The 22,865-nt window shown below is 63.0% G+C and carries 21 protein-coding genes; 10 read left to right on the top strand and 11 right to left on the bottom strand.

The window, feature by feature from the left end:
* Positions 1–7: 7 nt before the first annotated feature.
* Positions 8–964 carry a dihydrodipicolinate synthase family protein gene (locus tag J2Z31_RS01730; RefSeq protein WP_209600149.1) on the bottom strand — a complete coding sequence of 319 codons (957 nt, stop codon included), beginning with the start codon at positions 962–964 and terminating at the stop codon, positions 8–10.
* Positions 965–1,122: 158 nt separating this feature from the next.
* Here J2Z31_RS01730 and J2Z31_RS01725 point away from each other — a divergent pair, with 158 nt between their 5' ends.
* The gene (locus tag J2Z31_RS01725) at positions 1,123–2,010 is read left to right on the top strand and encodes an SMP-30/gluconolactonase/LRE family protein (RefSeq protein ID WP_209600148.1); all 888 of its coding nucleotides are present in this window, start codon (positions 1,123–1,125) and stop codon (positions 2,008–2,010) included.
* A 79-nt stretch (positions 2,011–2,089) separates the two neighbouring features.
* Here the strand turns inward: J2Z31_RS01725 and J2Z31_RS01720 are convergent, their stop codons facing one another.
* From J2Z31_RS01720 to J2Z31_RS01705, 4 genes are all read right to left on the bottom strand, one after another.
* Positions 2,090–2,890 (bottom strand): class I SAM-dependent methyltransferase, encoded by an 801-nt coding sequence (locus J2Z31_RS01720; protein WP_209600147.1) that lies wholly within the window; start codon positions 2,888–2,890, stop codon positions 2,090–2,092.
* 462 nt (positions 2,891–3,352) lie between these two features.
* Complete coding sequence (locus J2Z31_RS01715; RefSeq protein ID WP_209600146.1) at positions 3,353–4,210, bottom strand: sigma-70 family RNA polymerase sigma factor; 858 nt, start codon at positions 4,208–4,210, stop codon at positions 3,353–3,355.
* Positions 4,210–4,683: a carboxymuconolactone decarboxylase family protein gene (locus tag J2Z31_RS01710; RefSeq protein ID WP_209600145.1), complete on the bottom strand. Its 474-nt coding sequence runs from the start codon at positions 4,681–4,683 to the stop codon at positions 4,210–4,212. Before J2Z31_RS01710 ends, J2Z31_RS01715 begins: the two co-directional genes overlap by 1 nt.
* Positions 4,684–5,067: 384 nt before the next feature.
* Positions 5,068–5,775 (bottom strand): glutathione S-transferase family protein, encoded by a 708-nt coding sequence (locus J2Z31_RS01705; RefSeq protein WP_209600144.1) that lies wholly within the window; start codon positions 5,773–5,775, stop codon positions 5,068–5,070.
* Positions 5,776–5,903: 128 nt separating this feature from the next.
* On the opposite strand from J2Z31_RS01705, the gene J2Z31_RS01700 reads away from it, so the two are divergent.
* On the top strand, positions 5,904–6,815 hold the full coding sequence (locus J2Z31_RS01700) for a LysR substrate-binding domain-containing protein (RefSeq protein ID WP_209600143.1): 912 nt from the start codon (positions 5,904–5,906) through the stop codon (positions 6,813–6,815).
* A 78-nt stretch (positions 6,816–6,893) separates the two neighbouring features.
* On the opposite strand, the gene J2Z31_RS01695 is transcribed toward J2Z31_RS01700, so the two are convergent.
* The 6 genes from J2Z31_RS01695 to J2Z31_RS01670 form a co-directional block, all read right to left on the bottom strand.
* A complete protein-coding gene (locus J2Z31_RS01695; protein ID WP_209600142.1) occupies positions 6,894–7,973 on the bottom strand; it encodes an ABC transporter ATP-binding protein in 1,080 nt (359 codons plus the stop codon).
* An 88-nt stretch (positions 7,974–8,061) separates the two neighbouring features.
* Positions 8,062–9,135 (bottom strand): Gfo/Idh/MocA family protein, encoded by a 1,074-nt coding sequence (locus J2Z31_RS01690; protein ID WP_209600141.1) that lies wholly within the window; start codon positions 9,133–9,135, stop codon positions 8,062–8,064.
* 1 nt (position 9,136) lies between these two features.
* Positions 9,137–10,153, bottom strand: a complete 1,017-nt coding sequence (locus J2Z31_RS01685; protein WP_209600140.1) for a Gfo/Idh/MocA family protein — start codon at positions 10,151–10,153, stop codon at positions 9,137–9,139.
* A gap of 17 nt (positions 10,154–10,170) precedes the next feature.
* A complete protein-coding gene (locus J2Z31_RS01680; protein ID WP_209600139.1) occupies positions 10,171–11,058 on the bottom strand; it encodes a carbohydrate ABC transporter permease in 888 nt (295 codons plus the stop codon).
* Positions 11,051–12,007, bottom strand: a complete 957-nt coding sequence (locus J2Z31_RS01675) for a carbohydrate ABC transporter permease (RefSeq protein ID WP_209600138.1) — start codon at positions 12,005–12,007, stop codon at positions 11,051–11,053. The genes J2Z31_RS01680 and J2Z31_RS01675 overlap by 8 nt, the downstream gene beginning before the upstream one ends.
* Before the next feature lie 5 nt (positions 12,008–12,012).
* Positions 12,013–13,299 carry an ABC transporter substrate-binding protein gene (locus J2Z31_RS01670; protein ID WP_209600137.1) on the bottom strand — a complete coding sequence of 429 codons (1,287 nt, stop codon included), beginning with the start codon at positions 13,297–13,299 and terminating at the stop codon, positions 12,013–12,015.
* A gap of 205 nt (positions 13,300–13,504) precedes the next feature.
* On the opposite strand from J2Z31_RS01670, the gene J2Z31_RS01665 reads away from it, so the two are divergent.
* From J2Z31_RS01665 to J2Z31_RS01630, 8 genes are all read left to right on the top strand, one after another.
* Positions 13,505–14,185, top strand: coding sequence for a TetR/AcrR family transcriptional regulator (locus tag J2Z31_RS01665; RefSeq protein ID WP_209600136.1), 681 nt, complete (start codon positions 13,505–13,507; stop codon positions 14,183–14,185).
* A gap of 120 nt (positions 14,186–14,305) precedes the next feature.
* Positions 14,306–15,454 (top strand): Gfo/Idh/MocA family protein, encoded by a 1,149-nt coding sequence (locus J2Z31_RS01660; protein ID WP_209600135.1) that lies wholly within the window; start codon positions 14,306–14,308, stop codon positions 15,452–15,454.
* Positions 15,455–15,457: 3 nt separating this feature from the next.
* Positions 15,458–16,621, top strand: a complete 1,164-nt coding sequence (locus tag J2Z31_RS01655; RefSeq protein WP_209600134.1) for a dihydrodipicolinate synthase family protein — start codon at positions 15,458–15,460, stop codon at positions 16,619–16,621.
* Between the two features lie 9 nt (positions 16,622–16,630).
* Complete coding sequence (locus J2Z31_RS01650; RefSeq protein ID WP_209600133.1) at positions 16,631–18,052, top strand: enolase C-terminal domain-like protein; 1,422 nt, start codon at positions 16,631–16,633, stop codon at positions 18,050–18,052.
* Positions 18,053–18,073: 21 nt separating this feature from the next.
* The gene (locus J2Z31_RS01645) at positions 18,074–18,898 is read left to right on the top strand and encodes a sugar phosphate isomerase/epimerase family protein (RefSeq protein WP_209600132.1); all 825 of its coding nucleotides are present in this window, start codon (positions 18,074–18,076) and stop codon (positions 18,896–18,898) included.
* An 80-nt stretch (positions 18,899–18,978) separates the two neighbouring features.
* Positions 18,979–20,280 carry a Gfo/Idh/MocA family protein gene (locus tag J2Z31_RS01640; RefSeq protein ID WP_209600131.1) on the top strand — a complete coding sequence of 434 codons (1,302 nt, stop codon included), beginning with the start codon at positions 18,979–18,981 and terminating at the stop codon, positions 20,278–20,280.
* 174 nt (positions 20,281–20,454) lie between these two features.
* Entirely contained in the window at positions 20,455–21,231 is a 777-nt protein-coding gene (locus J2Z31_RS01635; protein ID WP_209600130.1) for a dioxygenase family protein, read from the top strand.
* 110 nt (positions 21,232–21,341) lie between these two features.
* Positions 21,342–22,799 (top strand): TrkH family potassium uptake protein, encoded by a 1,458-nt coding sequence (locus J2Z31_RS01630; RefSeq protein WP_209600129.1) that lies wholly within the window; start codon positions 21,342–21,344, stop codon positions 22,797–22,799.
* Positions 22,800–22,865: the final 66 nt, after the last annotated feature.

The following is a 22,865-nucleotide window of genomic DNA, read 5'->3' as shown; positions in this document are numbered from 1 at the left end:
ATTCATGTCAGGCACCCGTCGCCAGCCGCTTTGCTCCGCCGGCCGCCGCTTCGCTCCTTGCCTTCAGCGCCCTTGCGGCTTTGGCGATGGTACCGAGCCGTTCGGCGTCGTCGAGATTGGAGAGGAATTCGCCGATCGGACCCGTGTCGCAAATGCCGGCAAGCCGGACCGCCTCGTGCAGGACGCGGATCGGCGAGTGCGCATCCCGCAGGTCCTCGAGCGGGAGGAAATCCGCGCGAATGGCTCTTGCGTCGGCAAACCGCCCTTCGCGGCACGCCCTGAGGATCGCCGTCGACAGGTGAGGGGCGATGCAGACGGAGCCGGAGGTGAAGCCGGCAAGACCCATTTCCAGATGGTCGATCGCCGGGCGCTCGCCAATGCCGCTGACGATGCGCTCGCCGGACCCGACGGCATCGAGGATGGCGGCAAGGTAGGGATCGTTCGTCGGCTCCGGGCGCACCACCGCGTATTTCACAGCCGCAATTGCGCCGTCGCGGAAGAGACGGGCGACGTCCCGTGCATCGAGAAAGCCGCCATTCTTGATATAGGCGATCAGCGGCCGGCGGGCGGCATCGGCGAGCTTCACAAGGCCCCTAGCGACGCCCGAAGGCGTCGCCGGAAAGCCGAGCGGCAGCAGCATCGCCGTCGGAAAGGCGCGCTCCCGCAGAATGGCCGCCTGATCCATGGCCTTGCCGAAATCGGCGCCGATCGACGGGATCATCCAGCCGTCAGCCGGTGCGATCTCCTCGAGGATGTCGAGAAGGTGGGCAAAACCCGTGCTGCTGAAATTGTAGAGATTGGCATTGCCGCCATAGAGATAAGTCGTGACACCGCCCGAGCGCAGCCAATCCACCTGCCTGCGGTTTTCGGCAGTGCTCGGTTCTCCCCGCGCATCGCGCGCCAACGGCGGCACCGAGACGACGGAGGCAGCGAGGTCGGCCACTTCTACGGGGGCGGTCTTCATGGAAATCTCCCTTGCAAGTTTCCTGTATTTTTAATTTACAAGTTGAGAAAGCGCAAGGGCGATGCTAGGAGAGACAACTATCGAAAACGGGGCCTTCCAGGCCGGGTCTTTGCCGATGGCTGCGCGGGCCAACTGACACGTGGGGATAGGTTGAGAACATGTCTTGCGACCTGACTTTCAAGTGCGTGTTCGACTTGCGTTGTCAGGTAGCCGAGAGCCCCGTGTATGACGACCGCCGCAACTGCCTGTTCTTGGTCGATATCGGCCGCAGCACGGTTCATCGGATCGACCTTGCCGGCGCCGATCATGTCGAATGGAGCGTCGAGAACGGCGCCTGCAGCCTCGGTCTGACGCAGTCCGGGCGCCTCGTCCTGGCGCAACGCGATCGCGTCGTACTGTTCGATCCCGAAAACGGTGCGATCGTCCGCCAGGTCGCCGTGGTCGAGGCGGAGAGGCCGGACACTCGCCTGAATGACGGCAAGGTGGGGCCGGATGGCGCCTTCTGGGTCGGCACGATGCATGACGTCGTTGCCGACCGACGTCCCGTCGCCTCCCTTTATCGCGTGACGGCGGAGGGAACCGTTGAGCGCAAGGTGCCGGACGTGATCTGTTCGAATGGTCTTGCCTGGAGTGCCGACGGGACCGTCCTGTTCCACTCCGATTCGCGGGGACCCTGGATCGATCGCTGGCAATTCGACCCTCAGACGGGCGCAATGTCGGGGCGTCGGAGGCTCGCCACGCTCGATGACGGCAGCGGCCGGCCAGACGGCGCGGCGATAGATGTCGAAGGCAACTACTGGAGTGCCGGCGTCTCTGCCGGCGTGCTCAATCGCTTCGACCCCGAGGGCGGGCTGATCGAGGCCCATCCGTTCCCGGTCACGGCGCCGACGATGCCCTGCTTCGCAGGGCCGGAGCTCAGGACACTTTTCGTCACGTCGTTGCGTCCGGAAGGGATCGCCGAGGACAGCCCGGCAGGTGGCATTTTCGCGACCCGCAGTCCTGTCGCGGGCGTCCCAATCCGGCGCTTCGACGACCGCAGGCTATGAAGGCGGACGAGCGGATCAAAGCCGTCGACCTGGACGACAGGTCAAAACTCGGCATGCGTGGAAAGCGAAAATGCCCGACTTAAGGAACGGCACCACGGCAGGCCCAGGCGACATTTGCGAAGGATCTCGGCCCGTCGGGTCGGCCGGCCTGGTAAGCGTCGCGCACGGCGGCGCCGATACGCATCCGCTCCGTTTCATCGAGGGTGGCCACATATTGGCCGAGCGGCCCTTCGGCCGCGGCAATCGGCGCCCAGAAGTCGTCGAAGCTCTGGTAGTCCATGCGGATCATCAGCTCAGTTTCCGCGACGTCCAAAAAACCCTGCTCGACGAAGGTCTGCTTCATCTCGCCCGGCTGCATCATCGGCTGGAAACAATAGCGTTCGCGCAGCCGGCGCCCGCCTTCGCTGAGGGCCGCCACCGTATCGACCATCATGCGCATGCCGGGCATGCCGCCGAGGTGATCCCACACGGCCGCCGCGGCCACACCGCCCGGCCGGACAACCCGGCGTATCTCGGCGACGGTCTGGGCGGCCGCGGGCACGAAATGGAGCACGAGCAGTGCGAGGGCCCGGTCGAAGGTGCCGTCGTCATAGGGCAAGGCACAGGCATCCGCCTGTCGGATGCTTATTCGCGGATCGGTGTTGCGCCGCGCCGCCGCCTCGACGAAAACGGGCGAATAGTCGATGGCGGCGATTTCGGCGAGGTCTGCGGCTTCGGCAAGCGCGAAGGTCAGGCTGCCGGTGCCACAGCCGACATCGAGGACCTTCTCGCCATCGGCAAGGCCGGCGAAGTTGATGAAAAGCGGCGCGAGCCTCCGGCTCCAGCGGCCCATGAGCTGCTCATAGCCGGCCGCATTATGGACATTGAAGCTTGAGGTCATCGAAAGTCTCCATACGCTCGCGCGTATGCTAGGCCCTTTCCGGGTTAAATGGAAACATTCTGCCGGAGCAGGTTTTCGTCAGGGCAGAGGCGATTGCCGCAGGTCGTACCCGGAGGTACGGCCGAGGCGATCGCCTCTGATCCTGGCGGAAAGATGCCCGGCCACTGCACGTCTCCTTGAAGCGATCTCGCTTCAAGGACAAAGACATGCAGCAATTCAAAGTGCTACAGCGACCTTTGCGCGTCTGATAAGACGCGCGGCGCTGTAGAGGTTGGCTGAAGCGGGCGGCCTGTTTGCCCGGCTGGCTTGGCCGTATGCTTCGGCTACGCCGCGCGCCAGCCGGGCAAACATTCCGCTCCGCTTGAGCCAACAGAATCGTTTCCATTAACCCGGAAAGGCTCTAAGTCCTGCAGGAGGCACAAGGCAAACGGGTGTGCTGGCATCCCGTTTGGGGATGCGCTGCTAATGAAGGTGCCTCAGCTTGTCTGGGTTGCGCACGATATAGATCGCTGTCACCATGCCGTCCTCGATTTCGAGCGCCGTCGTCTGGAGTTCACCATCGGCCTCAAGCGTGACGAAGCCTGGTAGGCCGTTGATGAATCCGGTCCGAACAAGCGTCGAGCCGTGCTCCTTGAACCGCGCTGCCAGATGTTCCTGCACCTTCATCACCTCGTCGAAGCCGATCAACGGTCGCAATGCCGCCGAACGCTTGCCGCCGCCGTCGGCGTGGACGCTGACGTCGGTAGCCAGCATCGCCCCGAGCGCCGTCATGTCGCCGCTGCGGGACGCGGTGAAGAAGGCCTCCGCTAGCTCGAGGCCGCGCTCCTTCTCGACGCGAAAGCGCGGTCGCGCTTCGCGCACGTGGGTGCGTGCTCGGGCGGCGAGCTGCCGGCAGGCGGCGGGTTCGCGCTGGATTGTCGCCGCGACCTCCTCGAACGCCAGGCCGAACACGTCATGCAGCAGGAAGGCCGCACGCTCGAGCGGCGAGAGGCGTTCGAGCGCAAGCATCAGCGGCAAGGTGACGTCTTCCTGCTCTTCGTCTTCGACCACAGGGTCGGGAAGCCAGGGGCCGATATAGGTCTCGCGCTGGCGGCGCGCCGATTTCAGCTGGTCGAGGCAAAGCCGGGTGACCGTGCGGCGCAGGTAGGCCTCCGGCTCACGCACGCCGGTGCGGTCGGCCCCCATCCAGCGGATGAAGGCCTCCTGCACCACGTCCTCGGCGTCTGCCACCGAGCCGAGCATGCGATAGGCGACGCGGACGAGCTTCGGACGCAGCGGGTCGAAACTTGCCGCTGCGTCCTGGTGAAGTTGGCCTGCCATCAGGCGACCGCCTTGGCAGCGGTGTTTGCGGCGACCGCCGGATCGACCCACAGACCAAAGCCGACCGCAATCCGGTTCCAGCCATTGATGACGTTGATCATCAGCGTGAGCTTCACCTGCTCCTCCTCGGTGAACTGGGCCTTCAATTCCTGATAGACACTCTCATGTGCATGACGCTCCGAAAGTCGCGTCAGGGCCTCGGTCCATCCGAGCGCGGCGCGCTCGCGATCGGTATAACAAGGTGCCTCGCTCCAAGCCGACAGCAGATAGATCCGCTGCTCGGTTTCGCCTTTGGCGCGCGCTTCCGCAGTATGCATGTTGATGCAGTTCGCGCAGCCGTTGATCTGCGATGCCCGGATCTTGACGAGTTCGATCAAGGACGGTTCAAGGCTCGATGCGACGGCCATCGACGTGCTGGTCCAGCTTTTCATGAGAGCAGGGGCGGCGGCGAAGGGATCAAGTTTGGCGGTCATGATGTGCTTTCCTGTTGTTGATGACAACACCATGACGAGACAGGATCCCCCGATGTGACATCCAGACCGATTTTTCCGTTCCGGGGCGAGCTTATCCTCTCTGCGCTGCTAAATCTAATTCGCGCAGGCTATTTCGGGATAATCAACGCCGCGGTCACGTCGGTGAGCTTGACTGCCCATGACGAATCCAACGCAGAGCAACGATTTCGGTTGAGACTGGGTCATAGAGGACAGGCGCGTTTGCGACCATGCTGCCGGACCACATTTGCGTGGCCGTAAATCAGCGCCGACGCAGTATGACCCTACAACTTCCTTCGTGCCGTAGGGTTGCACTGCGTCGTAAGTCATTGTTGGGCCGGTGCCGCGGTGGCACTGGCCGATTCATCAGGCAGCCTGCCTGTGCAGGCTCAGAGCCTCCTCGAGCGTGATCTCGCCCGCGAAGCCGCCGCTGGATTCAGCCGCTTCGCCGCGCTCGATCGCATGGGCGAAGCGTACCCCAGGATCGTTCTCCAGCTTTTCGTAGAGCCGCTGAACCGAGGGATAGTCCCTGCGGTCGAGTACGTCGTGATAGTTCGTCCATCGTGCAATGCCGATGAAGTAGGCATCGGCCAAGCTGCGTTGGTCGCCCAGCAGCCAGTCCTTACCTTCAATCATTCTATCGAGATGGGCGTGGACGTTGGCGAGACAGGAGGCGCCGTAAGCACGCAGCGCATCCTTCGCAGCTCCTGGCACGTCATGTTCCAGCGCGTACCACAAAGGCGCAAAACCACTGAACAGGCTGGTATTGAGGAAAGCCAGGATCTGATTGAGACGATCGAACTCGGCGGTGCCTTGCCGGAAGCCCAGCCCCGTGCCGATGCCGAGTGCCCCGAGATGATTGAGGATGGCCATGCTCTCGGTGATGATTGTGCCATCGCCTGCCATCAGCGCCGGCGTCTCCGCGACCGGGTTGACGCGCCGATAAGCCTCGCTCGTGACATCGCCCGGCATTTCGATGCGCGACAGGCGGTAAGGCTCGCCGAGCCATTCCAGAGCCACGATCGACCCGAACGAGCAGCCCGAGGGGACACCGTAGAAGAGGATAGGTTCCATTTCAGTCTCCATGCTTGAGGTCGGGCATCACTAATGCCCTTCAACGGCTCAAAGCATGCATCAGTAGACTTTGCAGCTGAAGTCGCTAAGATGGCGCCTTATAGTCCACCAGTATGGACGTTGGAGCCATGTTGAACCTCAATGACCTTCAATTGTTCGTACGTGCGGTGGACAGCGGCGGCTTTACCGCGGCCGCCCGCATGATCGGTGCACCAAAATCGACAATCAGCAAGCGGGTGGCAGAACTGGAGGTCGAGCTCGGTGCGCGGCTCATTCACCGAACGTCCCGCAACTTCACCCTGACCGAGGTGGGGCGCGAGTTCTATGAACATGCGCGGGCTTCTCTCATCGAGGCCGAAGCAGCCGAGGAGGTCGTGCGGAGGCGGTTGGCAGAGCCGGTGGGCAGGGTCAGGATCACGAGTTCGGTCCCGGTTGCGCAGTTCCAACTTGCCGACCGCCTCGCGGCACTGTCGAGGGAATATCCCAGGATACATCTGGATATTCACGTCACCGATCGTTTCGTCGATCTCATCCACGAAGGCTTCGACATCGCGATCCGGAGCCACATGGCGCCCCTGCCCGACTCCGGACTGATGCAAAGACGCATGTCCGTCGAGCCGGTCATTGTCGTTGCGTCGCGGGACTACGTGGCCGAGCATGGCAAGCCACAGTCTCCGCTGCAGCTTGCGGACCACGCCGGCGTCAATGCGGGGCCGAGCTCAAACGTTTGGCGCCTTCGCAGCGAGACGGGAGAAGAGGTGCGGGTTTCGCCGCGCGCCTGCCTCAGCGCCGATGAGGCTGGGGTATTGCTGCGAGCCGCAAGGGCGGGCCTCGGAGTCGTCCGTTTACCTGAGACGATCGCAAGACCAGACCTTGACCGGGGCGAACTGGTCCATCTGCTGCCGGGGTGGACGGAAGGAACGATCACCACGACGATCCTGATGCCGCACCGGCGCGGGCAATTGCCGGCAGTCCGCGCGGTGGTCGACTTTTTGACGAAACCTGACCTGTCCATAGGGCGGCTCGCGCCGTTGAAATAAGATCGAGGAAGCGGAACGTCGCCAAACCAGGTGCCGCGAGGAATAGCAAAGCCTCGTTGCCGGCAGCCCAGCCGCCTTCTACATCGCCTTGCCGTCGGCGCCGAATACGTGGCAGCGGCCGGGATCGAAATAGACCGGGAGGTTGGTGCCGCGCTCCACTTTCTGCTGGCCATCGAGTGCGACCGTCACCTGCTGATTGTCCGGCGTGATGCCGTAGAGCATGGTTTCGCCGCCGAGATTTTCCACGAGCTCGACATTGATCGGCGCAAGTTCGATGCCGCTGTCGCGGGCGGAGAGATGCTCCGGCCGGATACCGAAAGTGACCTCTTCGCCAGCCGTTGCGCCGGCGAGCCGGCGCGGCAGGCGGATCGTGCCGCCGCAGACCTCAATCGACGTTTCACCTTCCCCAACTTCCGCAATCCGGGCTTTTAGGAAATTCATCTTGGGGCTGCCGATGAAGCCGGCGACGAAACGGTTTATGGGATTGTTGTAAAGTTCGAGCGGTGCGCCGACCTGTTCGACATGGCCGGAATTGAGGACGACGATCTTGTCGGCCATTGTCATGGCTTCCACCTGGTCATGGGTGACATAGATCATCGTGTTGCCGAGATCGCGATGGAGCCGGGAAATCTCGACACGCATCTGGACCCTGAGTTCCGCGTCGAGATTGGAGAGCGGCTCATCAAAAAGGAAGATCCGCGGCTCGCGCACGATCGCCCGGCCGATTGCTACCCGCTGGCGCTGACCGCCGGAAAGAGCCTTGGGTTTCCGGTCGAGCAGCTTCTCGATCTGCAGGATCTCGGCGGCGCGGCGAACCTTTGGTTCGATCTCCGCCTTCCTGTATCCGGCGGTTTCGAGACCGAAGGCCAAATTCTTGTAAACCGACATATGCGGGTAGAGCGCGTAGGACTGGAACACCATGGCGATGCCGCGCTTGGCGGGCGCCACCTCGTTCATCCTGTCGTTGTCGAGGAGCAGGGTGCCACCCGAAATCTCTTCAAGTCCGGCGATCATGCGCAAGAGGGTCGACTTGCCGCAGCCGGACGGGCCGACGAAGACGGCGAATTCGCCGGGGTCGATCGTCAGGTCGATGCCGTGGATCACGTCGAGCGCACCGTAGCGCTTCTCGACCTTCTGAAGAACGACGCTGGTCGCCATTGCGCAAATCCTCCCTGCGGATTCCAATAGGTTGGAGTGGGATGTGGCCCGGAAAACCGCACACACTTCCGCATCCCGCTCTAGCCGGTTATCTCGTGTTCGCGCGCCAATCGGCGTATTTCGGGCTCTCCGGCCCGATCGGCAGCGCTATTTCCTGGCCGCTGTCGGCGGACTGATAGATGGCAGTCACCAGCTCCAGCGCCCGCCGCGCGTCGCTGCTCGTGACGGGAAGCGGACCCTTGCCGCTCAAGTGATCGTGGAAATGCGCCATCTGCGTGGTGAAACGCGGGGCGACTGGCTGCCAGTCGCCGATCACCTCGTCGATCCGGGCCTGAACTGCCTCGTTCGCAGCGATGATCTTCCAGGGGTCCTTGCCAGGCGCATAGGCCTCATGGCTGCTTTCGAAGGTGACGTTCTCGAAGTGGAGCCTCAGCCGGCTGATCTGCTCCTGAGAGCCGAGCGTACAGGAGAGAGACACGAAGGCGCCGCTCTGCATCAAGAGGCTCGCCGAGGCGCAATCCTCGACCTCGATGTCGTTGACCCGCGTCGCGACGCGGCCGAAGACCTTGGCGACGGGGCCCATGAGATGCAGCATCATGTCATGCAGGTGCAGCGCGTGGGTGACCAGCACGCCGCCGAGTTCACTCTCCCATTTTCCGCGCCAAGGCACGGAGTAATATTCCGCTGTGCGCAACCAGAAGGTCTCGACCGTGCCAACGTAAGGCTTTCCGGCAATTCCGGCATCGATGATCCGCTTGGCCTTTTCGATGCCGTCGCCGTAGCGATACTGAAAGATCGGCATCAGGACGCCTCGGGCCAGCTTTTCTGCCTCCATGATCCGGTCGACGCCCTTCAGCGAGCCGGTGAGGGGCTTCTCGCAGACCACATGCTTGCCGGCGGCCAATGCATCGAGCACCTGCTCCACGTGCAGCCCCGGCGGCGTGCAGATGTCGATGATGTCGATGCTCTCGTCGGTAAGCAATTCCTTGAACGAGGTGGTACGCTGTTCGATGCCGAACTCCTCGCCGACGCTCTTCAGCCGCTCCTCGTCGAGGTCGCAGATCGCTTTGACCCTAAATTTATCCGGATGCGGCACATAGCCTTCGACGATATGGGATCGTCCGATTCCGCAGCCGATGACCGCGACTGTTTTCACGCTCATGTCAGTTCGTTTCCCGGTTTCGTTCGGCGATCGCCTGCGCTTGAAGCGCAAGCTCCATGGCCTTGAAGCAGCGTTCCTGCGGCATGGCCGTTTCGGTTCTGTCGCGGATATCCGCAACAAGCTGGTGACCGAAGGGCAGTTCGACGCCCGCACAGTCGATATGCTCGACGCCCCTTCGGTCGGCTATGAACAGGTGGTTGCCACCCGCGCGCCCGGCGAGATCGACGGTCTTGCGGACCTCGATCGTGCCGGTCGTTCCGACGATGAAGAGCCGGCCGTCGCCCCAGGTCGGCATGCCGTCAGGCGTCAGCCAGTTGACGTGGATCGTGCCGGTGGCGCGTCCCGTTGAAAGCTGGATGTTGCCGGTGTCCTGAAGTTCGGCCATGTCGGGCACGCTGCGATTGTCGACGCTTGCCGAAAGAATGGTGGCGTCGCTGGCGCCGGTGAAGAACAGGAATTGCTCGCACTGGTGCGAGGCGATGTCGGTGAGGATGCCGCCATAGTCCTGCCGGCGGAAGAACCAGTCGGGCCTCGTTTCCTTGCGCAGCCGATGTGGCCCAAGGCCGACGAGGTGCACGACCTCGCCGATCGCCCCGGTGGCGACGAGCTCGCCGGCCATCACCGTTGCCGGGCTTTCGAAGTGCTCGGAATAGAGAATCGAGAAGATCCGCCCGGTCTCCGCCTGGACGCGACGCACTTTGGCGAGCTGGTCGAGGCTCGTCATGCCGGGCTTGTCGACCAGCACGTCCTTGCCGTGCTGCATGGCGCGGATCGCCAGCTCCGCCCGATCGGAGGAGACCGCGGCCGACGTGATGAGGCCGATGCTTTCGTCCTCGAGAATCTGCTCGAGCGAGGCGATCCGGGGCACGTCGCGATAGGCGGCAGTGAATTCCGCAGCGAGGGCATCGTCCTTCTCATGGAAGCCGACGAGCTTTGCGCCGGCCCTGATGAGGCAATTCACTTGCCCATAGATGTGGTTGTGGTTGAGGCCGACGGCGGCGAAACGCAATTCGGTCATCGGTCGTCTCTCCGTCGTTAACGTTTCATGCCGGTGGTGGCGATGCCTTCGATCAGAAGGCGCTGGAAGAAAAGGAAGAAGAAGAACACCGGCACGAGCGACAGCGTCGACATGGCGAAGAGGCCGCCCCAGTCGGAGGTGCTGCTCGAGTCGACGAAGGTCCGGAGGCCGAGCTGGATCGTGTAGGTGTTCATGTCGTTCAGGTAGATCAGCGGACCGAAGAAATCGTCCCAGGTCCAGATGAAGGAGAAGATCGCAGCCGTTGCCAGAACCGGAAGCGACAGCGGCAGCATGATTTTCCAGTAGATGCGCCAGGGGCCGCAGCCGTCCATCATCGCGGCTTCGTCGAGTTCACGCGGAATTCCGCGGAAGAACTGCACCATCAGGAAGATGAAGAAGGCGTCGCTCGCGAGGAATTTCGGCACGACCAGCGGCAGGATCGTGTTGACCCAGCCGAGGTCGAGAAAGAGCACATATTGCGGGATCAGCGTCACGTGATAGGGGATCATCATAGTCCCCAGCATGATCGCGAACCAGAAGTTGCGGCCGGCAAAGCGCAACCGGGCGAAGGCATAGGCCGCAAGCGAGCAGGCGACGACATTGCCGATCACCGTCAGGACGGCGATGACGAACGAGTTCCAGGTGAAACGGCCGAAGCTGACGTCGAGCCCGAACCAGCCGCGTACATAGGAGCCGAGATCGACCGAGGACGGCCAGAGCGATGTCGAGGAGAATATCTCATCCTCCGGCCTGACCGAAGCCGAGACCATCCACAGGAGCGGATAGAGCATGGCGATCGACGCGGCGATCAGCGCCGCATGGATTAAGGTCGAGCTCAAGGGGCTGCGACGGATGGCCGGCGGCGGGGGCGGGGCGGTTACCGTGCTCATGGTCGCATCAGTCATCGTAGTGCACCCAGTAACGAGAGGTGAGAAACGAGAAGGCGGTGAACACGCCGATAATCAGCACGAGGATCCAGGCCAGCGCCGAGGCATATCCCATGCGGAAATTGCCGAAGGCCTCCTGGTAGAGATAGAGCGTGTAGAACAGCGTCGAATTGATCGGCCCGCCGGTGCCGCCGGAGATGATGAAGGCGGGGGTAAAGGCCTTGAATGCCTCGATCGTCTGCACCACCGCATTGAAGAAGATGACGGGGGTGAGCAGCGGCAGCGTGATCTTGTAGAACTGGCGGAACTTCGACGCGCCGTCGAGGCTCGCAGCTTCGTACATGTCTGTCGGGATCTGGCGAAGACCGGCGAGGAAGATGATCATCGGCGAGCCGAACTGCCAGACGCTCAGGACCACGAGCGTCCAGATCGAGTAGTCGGGATGCGAGATCCAGCTTGGCCCCTCGATGCCGAACTGCGCGAGCAGGCTGTTGACCAGCCCGTCGCCGGCAAAGAGCTGACGCCAGAGCACGGCGATCGCCACGCTGCCACCGAGCAACGACGGCAGGTAGAAGATCGCGCGATAGACTGTCAGGCCCTTGATGCCGCGATTGAGAAGGATGGCGACCAGCAGCGCGAAGGCGAGCTTGAACGGCACCGACAGCACGACATAGAGAACCGTCACCTTGAGCGAGGCGGCGAATTTCGGGTCGGCGGTGGCAATGCGGACGTAATTGGCCGTCCCGACCCACTCGGCGGAGCGGATCAGGTCGAAATTCGTGAAAGAGAGATAGAAAGAGGCGATGGCAGGCCCCAGCGTCAGACCGAAGAGGCCGACGAGCCATGGCAAGAGAAACATGTAACCGGCGCCATGTTTCGTCCAAATGGCGGCCAGGCGGCCCTGTGCGGCGGGGCGCGCCTTGGCGCCCGCACCGACGGCTACGGCGGAATCCTGCACGGCAGCCATGTCCTTCAGCCTCGCGACAGGATTTGCGAAACCTCGTTCACCAGCGTCTCGCCGCCCTGTTTCGCATCGAGCTGACCGAAGGCCACCTGTTCGGCGACGGTGCGCAGCGCGAATTCCGCTTCGCCGGCGCCGCTCGGCGGAGGCGGCGGCAGGGCTCCGGCAAGCGCACCGAGGCCTGAGACGTAGTCGAGCATGGCGCGGCCGAGTTCGTCGAGCGTCGGCGCCAGCTGCTCCCGCACGGCTGCAGACTCCGGTACGCCGCGCTCGACCCCAAGGATCTCGGCAGCCTTCGGATCCTTGACGAAGAAGTTGACGTATTTGGCGCCGAGTTCCGGATCCTTGGTCTGAGCCGAAACCGAGAAGAACATTGACGGCTTGCGGTAATGCCCGCCCTTGGCATCCTTGCCGATCAGCGGAAAGTTGTTGAGCTTCAGCTTGTCCTTGTTGACGCCCTGATAGGCGACGAACTGGTTGGAGTGGGCATAGGAGGCGGCCGCCTTGCCGAGCGACAGCGGGCTCGTCTCTACGGTGTACTGGTCGAGCGCCTGGATGTCCGGCGGCACGCAGGCCTGTGCCTCGCGCATCGCGGCCCACATGGCGAACCAGTCGGCGGCGTCCTTGGCGTCATAGGCGATCTTGCCGTCCGCGGTGAAAAGCGCTTTGCCGCGCTGACGCAGCCAGTTTTCGAGGAGCGGCTCGACGCCGCTGCCGTCGGCGATGCCGTAAAAGCCTTTGCGCTTGCCGGCCTTGGTGATCTCGGTGCCGATCCGCGCCATGTCGTCCCAGGTGGTCGCGGGCGTCGGCAGATCGACGCCGGCTTCCTCGAAGGCGACGGTATTGACCATCATCGCCGCCGAATTGGCGCCGAGGCTCACGCCGTAGAGCTTGCCGTCGACGCTTCCGCCCTCGATCTGGACCTTGTCGAAATCCTCGACCTTCAGCACCGAGCCGAGATACTCGTCGAGCGGGGCGAGCGCACCGCGGCGGGCATATTCGACGATGTAGCGATAGTCCATCTGGATGATGTCGGGCGCATTGCGTCCGGCAACCTGGGTCGCAAGGCGCGGCCAGTAGTCGCTCCAGCCGAGAAACTCGCCATTCATCGAGACGCCCGGGTTTTCCGATTGAAAGAGTTGATTGACCTTATTGGTGCGGTCGGCGCGCGCCTGAGAACCCCACCAGAGCACCCTGAGACGAGCTTCCTGCGAAAGCGCGCTCGAAGCGAGCATGGAATAGGATAGAAGTGCCGCTCCTCCTGCGAGCACCCTGCGTCTCGTCATCCACATTGTCATTGGTCCTCCTCCCTGGGGAGCGCCTCCACAACGCTCCCTTGCGTGGTTTTAGATCGTCCTCTTGCATTAAATAACTATTTGGTTACAAATTATGGGGAAGCATCGATGCTGTCAAGCAGTTGTGCGCGGAAGTGTCATTATCTTGTAAGAAAATATTACAATGTCGTGTCGAATGCCTCCGGGTATGGGATGCGGGAGGCGCGGGATGGACAAGGCTCAGTCGAGAGTTCGAGGCAGACGACGAAGCGGTGAAGGAGGGGCGGAGCGCCCGGCTCAGCGTGATCCCGAGCGAACGCGCGCCTCGATCCTCGCGGCGGCGACCAAGGAGTTTGCGGAGAACGGTATTGGCGGCGCTCGGGTCGACGCCATAGCCGAGCGCGCCGGCACCAACAAGCGAATGCTCTATCATTACTTCGGCGACAAGGAGCAACTCTATCTCGCCGTGCTCGAGGAAGCCTATATCGGCATCCGGTCGGCAGAAAGATCATTGCATCTCAGTGACTTGGAGCCGGAGCAGGGCGTTGCCGAGCTCGCCATGTTCACCTGGAAGTATTTCCTCGATCACCCGGAGTTCCTAAGTCTCCTCGGTACCGAGAACCTGCATCGCGCCCGCTGGCTTCGACAATCGACCCGGCTTAAGGAGCTGCATTCGAATTTCATCGACAAGCTCGCCGGCCTGCTCGATCGCGGCAAGGCGAAGGGACTTTTTCGAACCGACATCGATCCGCTGAACGTCTATCTGACGATCGCAGCGCTTGGTTATTTCTACCTCTCGAACCAGCATACGCTGACGACGATCTTCGGTCGCGACCTCGCGGACAAGGCCAATATCGAGGCTTGGAAGCAGCATATCGTGCATGTGACGCTTTCGTCGATCCGCCGCTGAATCGCTGACATGTCGTTTTTAATGTTGACAAGTGCGGTTGCTCTCTGCCACAAAGTAACCGTTTAGTTACTGGCTTGGGAGGGCTGGTCCGCCCCGATTGCCTGGCAGGGAGGAGATGATATGGCGCGCTTAGGGATTATTCTGCACGGCGTCACCGGCCGCATGGGCTATAACCAGCATCTGGTGCGCTCAATTCTGGCGATCCGCGACCAGGGCGGCATCGCGCTTGCGTCCGGTGATCGGCTGGAGATCGACCCGATCATCGTCGGCCGCAACCGAGACAAGATCGAGCAATTGGCCAAGCGCCATGACATTGCCCGCTGGTCGAGCGACCTCGACGCGGCGCTTGCCGATCCGCAGAACCAGATATTCTTCGACGCCGGCACGACTCTCATGCGCGCCGAACTGATTGGCCGGGCGCTCGACGCCGGCAAGCATGTCTATTGCGAAAAGCCGATTTCAGATGATCTGCGGACCGCGCTCAATCTGGCGCGCAAGGCCCGCGCCTCAGGCCTGAAGCACGGCGTTGTGCAGGACAAGCTTTTCCTGCCCGGCCTTCGCAAGCTGGCGCTTTTGAGGGACTCCGGCTTCTTCGGCAAAATACTCTCGGTGCGCGGCGAATTCGGCTATTGGGTCTTCGAGGGCGATTGGGGCGTGCCGGCCCAGCGTCCCTCCTGGAACTACCGCAAGAAGGACGGTGGCGGCATCATCCTCGATATGCTCTGCCACTGGCGTTACGTGCTCGACAATCTCTTTGGCGAGGTCAAGGCCGTCTCATGCCTCGGCGCCACTCATATCCCGACCCGCATCGACGAGCAGGGCCGCGCCTATCACTGCGACACGGACGACGCCGCCTATGCAACCTTCGAACTCGACGGGGGAGTCATTTCCCAGATCAACTCCTCCTGGGCGGTTCGGGTCCGTCGTGACGATCTCGTCACCTTCCAGGTCGACGGCACGCACGGCTCGGCCGTCGCAGGGCTCACGAAATGCTGGACCCAGCACCGCGTCAACACGCCCAAGCCGGTCTGGAATCCGGATCAGCCGCAGGGGATCGATTTCTACCAGACCTGGGACGAAGTGCCGGACACGCAGGTCTTCGACAACGGCTTCAAGGCGCAATGGGAGATGTTCCTGCGCCACGTCGCCGAGGACGGCCCCTGGCCCTATGGCCTCGAGGCCGGCGCCAAGGGCGTGCAGCTTGCCGAGTTGGGCTTGAAGTCCTGGGCCGAGCGCCGCTGGCTCGACGTTCCGGAACTGGAGTTCTGAGCGATGGTGAGTCTCGATCTTCCGCTCGAAGGCAAGCTCGTTCCATATCAGCTTACCGGCAGTCCGATTCCATTGCAGAAGCGCGATGCCGCAGCGTTTCCGCGGGTCGCCTTCGCCGCCGCGCATGTCGTCGCCGATCCCCTGGCCGATAATGATCCCTGGCTGACGCCGGCGATCGACTGGGAGCGCACGCTCGCGTTCCGCCATCGTTTGTGGGACCTCGGCCTCGGCGTCGCCGAAGCAATGGACACGGCCCAGCGCGGCATGGGGCTCGGCTGGCTGGAGGCGCGCGAACTCATCCGGCGGGCGCTGGCCGAAGCGCGTGGCCGGCCGGGCGCGCTGATTGCCTGCGGCGCCGGCACCGATCATCTGGCGCCCGGCCCCGACGTCTCGATCGACGACATCATTCGGGCCTACGAGAGCCAGATCGAGGCCGTGGAGGCGGAAGGCGGCCGCATTGTCCTGATGGCGAGCCGGGCGCTCGCCGCCGCTGCCAGGGGGCCGGACGACTATATCCGCGTCTATGGGCGCATCCTTTCGCAGGTGAAGGAGCCGGTGATCATCCATTGGCTCGGTGAAATGTTCGATCCCGCACTCGAAGGCTATTGGGGCAGTGGCGACCACGTGGAGGCGATGAAGACCTGCCTCGAAGTGATCGCGGCGCATGCGGCCAAGGTTGGCGGCATCAAGATTTCGCTTCTCTCGAAAGAGAAGGAAATCGTGATGCGGCGGCAATTGCCGCGAGGCGTGCGCATGTATACGGGCGATGACTTCAACTATGCAGAACTCATCGCCGGCGACGAAAAGGGGCATTCGGACGCGCTGCTCGGCATTTTCGATGCGATAGCGCCGGTGGCTTCCGCATCGTTGCAGGCGCTCGGCGAGGGGCGGAACGGCGAGTTCTTCGAATTGCTCGAACCGACGGTGCCATTGTCGCGTCACATCTTCAAGGCGCCGACCCGCTTCTACAAGACGGGAGTCGTGTTTCTCGCCTATCTCAATGGCCTGCAGGATCATTTCGTCATGATCGGCGGCCAGCAGAGCGCTCGGTCGATCGCCCATCTCGCCGAACTCTTCCGACTTGCGGACAAGGCAGGCGTGCTTGCGGATCCTGAGCTTGCAGTCGCGCGCATGAAGCGCGTGCTTGCCGTCAACGGCGGCGAGTGAGGCGCGACGATGACGGAAGCTCCTCGCATAAGGCTTGCCGAAGCGGCGTTTTTCGAGCGGCCGGTCGATTTCCGCTTTCCCTTCCGCTTCGGCTCCGCGCGTGTCGCGCGCGCGCCGCAAGCCTTCGTCCGGGCGCGGATCGAAGACGAACGGGGCCGCTCTTCCGTGGGGTGGTCGGCCGAAATGATGATGCCGAAATGGTTCGACAAGGATCCGAGCCTGTCGCCTCTCGATAATATTGGCCAGCTTCGCACCTCCCTTTATCTCGCGATCGAGGGGCTCAAGTCGGTGCCGACAAACACCCCCTTCGGCCTCCATGCTGCCGCGGAAGCGGATCATCATCGGGCGGCGGCAAGGCAGGGACTGCCTGCGCTTGTCGCTTCCTACGGGCTGGCGCTCGTTGATCGCGCCATCATCGATGCCGTCTGTCGGCTTGAGGGCGCAAGCGCGGCCGAGGCGGTCAGAGGCAATCTGCTCGGAATCACCGATGCCACCGCCCCCGATCTCGCCGGCTTCGAGCTGGGGCGTTTCTTCTCGCGGCTCGCGCCCCTGCCGAAGCTTTCGGTGCGCCACACGATCGGTCTTGCCGACGTGCTGAGGGCGGCTGACGTGGACCCGGCGCAGCGATGCGATGACGGACTGCCGCAGGCGCTCGACGAGGTGATTGCCGCCTACGGCCACCGCTTCTTCAAGATCAAGGTTTCGGGCCGACCCGAAGAGGACGTGGAGCGGCTGGCCGCCATCGCGTGGCTGCTCGGTTCCCGGTTTGACGATTACAAGCTAACGCTCGACGGAAACGAGCAGTTTGAAAGCGCCGGGGCCGTTTCGGATTTTCTTGACCGTGTCGACAGGGATCCGCGTCTGCAAAGGCTGCGAGCTTCCATTCTGTTTTTCGAGCAGCCGATCGCGCGCGCTACCGCGCTCTCGACGTCGGTCGCGGCCATTGCCGAACGTGTGCCGCTCGAGATCGACGAGTCCGATGGAGACGTTGGAGCGTTTCTCAGGGCGCGCCAACACGGCTATACCGGCATTTCGTCGAAATCCTGCAAAGGCTTTTATCGCGCCCTGATCAATCGAGCCCGCATCGAGAAGTGGAATGCGGAAGCCGGAACCGGCCGCTATTTCATGTCGGCGGAGGACCTTACGACCCAGGCGGGACTGGCGCTGCAGCAGGACCTGGTTCTTGCCGCCCTCATCGGTGCCGGCCATGTCGAGCGCAACGGCCATCATTATGTCGACGGCATGGCCGCCGCGCCCGCGGCCGAACAGGCAGCCTACATCGCGGCTCATGGCGACCTTTACGCAAACGCGCGCGGCCGCTCCCGACTCGCAATCCGAGCAGGCGAAATCACGTTTTCATCGGCCCTGGAGGCGGTCGGCCTTGGCTCCGCCGTCGAACCCGACTGGGCGGCAACGGTAGCGAACGTATGAGGAAGGGCAGGAGGAGCAGGAATGTCGGTCGAGGGTCTTTCCATCAATCTGGCGACCATCCGTGCGCAGTGCGACTTCACCGAGGCCGTGGACATCTGCCTGAAGCGCGGGATCACGGCGATCGCTCCATGGCGCGACCAGGTGGCCGCAATCGGCCTCGGCGAAGCCGCGCGCATCGTCAGGAGCAACGGGCTGACGCTCACGGGGCTCTGCCGCGGGGGCTTCTTTCCGGCAGCGGAAGCGGCGGGCCGGGAGAAGGCGCTCGACGACAACAGGCGCGCGATCGACGAGGCGGCAGAGCTCGGCGCCGATTGTCTCGTGCTCGTCGTCGGCGGCTTGCCCGGCGGATCGAAGGATATTGAAGCGGCTCGACGGATGGTCGAGGAGGGGATTGCCGAGGTGCTGCCACACGCGCGGGCGGCCGGAGTCCCGCTGGCGATCGAGCCGCTCCATCCGATGTATGCCGCCGACCGCGCCTGCGTGAACACGCTCGGCCAGGCGCTCGACATCTGCGACGCGCTCGGTCCCGGCGTCGGTGTCGCGATCGACGTCTACCATGTCTGGTGGGATCCCGATCTTGCCAATCAGATCGCCCGGGCCGGTCGGATGAAGGCGATTCTCGCCCATCACATCTGCGATTGGCTGGTCCCGACCGGGGACATGCTGACGGATCGCGGCATGATGGGCGACGGCATTATCGATCTCAAGCGCATCCGCCGCCAGATCGAGTCGGCCGGATTTCGTGGGCCGCAGGAGGTGGAGATTTTCTCGGCCGAGAACTGGTGGAAGCGTCCGGCCGAGGAGGTGATCGCCACCTGCGTCGAGCGCTTCCGGAGCTGCTGCTGAAATGCCAGCCCGCCCGCTGCGCACTGCCTTGCCTTCGCCGCCGGTCGCGGCTTCACCCAGACGGAATCGAGTGAGGAAAGATGGACAATAAACGTCGTTTCGCGCTGGTCGGAACCGGCAATCGCGGCACCACCATGTGGGGCAGGGAACTTCTCGCCGGTTGGCGGAGCTTCGTCGATCTCGTCGCCATTGCCGACACGAATTCCCTGCGCGCCGAGCGCGCCCGCACGATGATCGCCAGCAACGCCCCGATCTACGGTGATGTCGACCGGATGCTGGCGGAGACCCGTCCGGACCTCGTGATCGTCTGCACCCCGGATGACACGCATGACGACATCGTCGTCCGCTCGCTCGAATCCGGCGCCGACGTTATCACCGAGAAGCCGATGGCGACGACAGTAGAGAAGATCCGCCGCATTCTCGACGCCGAAAGACGCACCGGCCGGCGCGTCGACGTTTCCTTCAACTACCGCTTCGCGCCGACGGCGGCGCGGATCAAGGAAATGCTCCTTGCCGGCGAGATCGGCCGGGTCACCTCGGTCGACTTCCACTGGTACCTAGATACCGAGCACGGCGCCGACTATTTCCGCCGCTGGCACGCCTATACGGAACGCTCGGGCAGCCTTTTCGTGCACAAGGCAACGCATCATTTCGATCTTCTGAACTGGTATCTCGACAGCGCGCCCGTCACGGTCTCGGCTTTTGCCGGCCTGCAGATGTATGGGCGCAAGGGGCCGTTCCGGGGCCTGCGTTGCAAGCTCTGTCCGCACAAGGAGCGCTGCGATTTCTATCTCGACTTGGAGGCCGATCCCTTCCTCGACGCGCTCTACGAGCAGCCCTCCGAGATCGACGGCTATTTCCGCGACGGCTGTGTCTTTCGCGAGGATATCGACACCCCCGACACAATGGTTGCCAACATCCGCTATCGCAACAATGTCCATGTTTCCTATTCGCTCAACACCTTCCAGCCGATCGAAGGGCACCACATCGCCTTCAACGGCACGGAGGGCCGGATAGAGTTGCGCCAATATGAGGACCAGCCCTGGGAAACGGCTCCGGAAGACACGATCCTGCTCGTGCGCAACTTCCCGAAAGGCAAGCCGGCGGTCGAGCGGATCACCGTACCGCATTTTCCCGGAGGGCATTATGGCGGCGACGATCGACTGCGGAACACGATCTTCAAGCCTGGCATGACGGATCCACTCGGCCAAAGGGCCAGCGCGCGGGCCGGAGCGCTCTCGGTCCTATGCGGTATTGCGGCACTCCAGAGCTCGCTGAGCGGCAAAGTCGTCCGGCTTGCCGATCTGATGCCCGAGCTTTTCGAGGGGGAAGGCGATGCTCTCGCGGGGCCGGCTCAGTCGGCAGCCGGCGGCCGCCGCTGAGGCGACTGCCGTCGAGTGGGGCTTACTCGATCCCCTCTCCTCGGCAAGGCCAGAGCGCAGCGCTGCGGTGACGTCGGTTTACCGGCCATCACAAAACCGTAACTTCAGCGCACAATGGTCTAAGGCTGTGGTTCGGTCTCGGCCAAGCCATTCGAATTGAACGATCCGATGAAGATGAAGCGCAGAACGATCATTCTCGGGGGCGGCGCGCTTCTTGCCGGCGCCGGAAACGCCTTCATCGCCTTCGGCCGCAGTGGCGAGCCGATCTCGCGGCGGAGCTTCGACTGGTCGGCGTCCGACTTCCGCTCGGGCGGTACGGCGGCAGTTCCGAGCGATTTGCCGGAGCCGATCTTTCGCGCCGAACCCCAATGCATCGTGACGTCTGCGCAAACGCTCGGTCCCTGCCATACCAGCGGCGTACCTTTACGCGGCGACGTGACCGAGGGTGTCGTGGGACTGCCGACCCGCATCAGCCTTCGCGTGGTCGAGTCGGAAAGCTGCGCTCCCGTTGAGGGTGCCGACGTCGAGATTTGGCACACGGACGCGCGCGGCGTCTATTCCGGTGAGGCGGCGGCGATGTGCAATCGCGATGACGCGGGGTCGAGGAGCGTGAGCTTTCTCAGGGGGCGGCAGATTAGCGACGACAAGGGCGTCGTCAACTTTCTGACCGTCTATCCCGGCTGGTATCCGGGACGCGCCGTCCATGTTCACCTGCGAATCCTCGTGGACAGCCGGGAACTGCTTGTGAGCCAACTTCTGTTCGACGATGCGCTAAGCGACCTCGTCTACGGGGGTCATCCCGACTACGCGGGGCGTCCGACGCGCGAAACGATGAACGGCGGCGACAGCGTGTTTGCCGCGAGCGAGGCGGCGCGGTTCATCTTCGATTTCGAAAAGCTCGATGCGGGCGTGCTGCAGGCGAGCTATACGGTCGGGGTTGCGCGAGGTTAACGACGCGCGACCCTGTTTGCAAAATACTCTAACTGCAGGTTGCCGGGCTGGCGTGGCCGCCGCTCCTGTAGTACTCGCGTCCTGGCCGAACCCAACGGGCAGGAATCGAGATGACCGCCGACCGACTTCGCTTTGTCCTCTTCCTCAACGGTGTGTTCATATTGGCATTGGCGGTGGCGATGCTGGTGCCGGCGATCGTCGATTTCGCCGCCGGGAACCATCGGGATGCGATTGTTTTCGCAAGTGGCGCGGCGGTGAGCGCCGGTCTGGGGTGCCTTCTCGTCGCCGCGTTCAGCCAGCGGGACGCAGATATCAAGGACCGCCGCACCGGCCTGTTGGTCACGGTCAGCGCCTGGCTTTCAGCGAGCGTGATCGGAGCCTTGCCGCTCTATAATTCAGAGTTCGGGATCAGCTGGACCGACGCGGTCTTCGAATCGGTATCGGCATTGACCACGACCGGTTCGACGATCCTCGTTGGGCTTGACGACATGCCCCATGGGCTGCTTCTATGGCGCTCGCTGCTGCAATGGCTCGGGGGGATCGGCATCATCGTGATGGCGCTCAGCGTACTCCCCGCGTTGCGCGTCGGTGGTATGCAGCTCTTCCGTTCCGAGTCTTCCGACATTTCCGAAAAACCCTTTCCCAAGGTGCGGCAGATCGCGCGGAACATCCTGATCGTTTATGTGTCGCTCACCGTGGCTTGCACTGTCGCCTTCGACGTCGCAGGCATGTCCACCTTCGATGCCATCAACCATGCGATGACGACTATCGCGACGGGAGGGCTTTCGACGAAGGATGCTTCGATCGGCTACTACGGTTCATTGTCGATCGAGCTGGTGGCGATCATTTTCATGCTCCTGGGGGCGCTGCCGCTCGCCTTTTACGCGGTGTTCCTCGTCAACCGAGGCAAACGCAGTACGATCGAGGGGCAGATCAAACCCTTTCTGCTGATCGTGGCGGCGGCGACATTGGCATCCACCGCCTGGAACATTTCCCAGGGCATGTCGCCGCCCATGGCCCTGCGGGTGTCTGCCTTCAACGTCACCTCGATCATCACGAGCACAGGATTCGTCACAGACGATTTCTCCGCCTGGGGCAGTTTCGCGATGGGCCTCTTTTTCCTGCTTTACTTCATCGGCGGGTGCGCGGGTTCGACAGCTGGTGGCGTCAAGATTTTCCGGTGGCAGATACTATTCTTGGGAAGCGGACGGGTACTGCGGCAAATGCTCTACCCGAATGCGCTCGCGCCGGTACGCTTCCAGGGGCGGTCTGTCGACGACGTGGCGATTGGCAACGTTCGAAACTTCTTCTTCCTCTATATCATGACCACGCTGGCGCTTTCGCTCCTGGTTATGGCAACCGGCCTCGATTTTCTCTCGGCGATTTCCTCGGTGGCGCAAGGCATGGGCAACGCGGGCCCCGGCCTCGGGGAGACTGTCGGCCCGGCAACGAATTTCTCGACAATACCCGACGCCGCCAAGTGGCTCATTGCGCTCTCGATGATCGTCGGCCGGCTTGAACTCGTGACTTTCCTCGTCGTGCTGCAACCGTGGTTCTGGCGGCGCTGACGGGACAGCGCTTCAGCGCCGAAAGGGGGAGTTGCGCACCGAGCCGGGCCCGTCTGGCGGAGCCTT

Source organism: Sinorhizobium kostiense, assembly GCF_017874595.1.
In the GTDB taxonomy this organism is placed as follows: Bacteria; Pseudomonadota; Alphaproteobacteria; order Rhizobiales; family Rhizobiaceae; genus Sinorhizobium; species Sinorhizobium kostiense.
The sequence above is the reverse complement of the archived record's forward strand: the minus strand, read 5'-3'. Positions and strand labels throughout refer to the sequence as shown.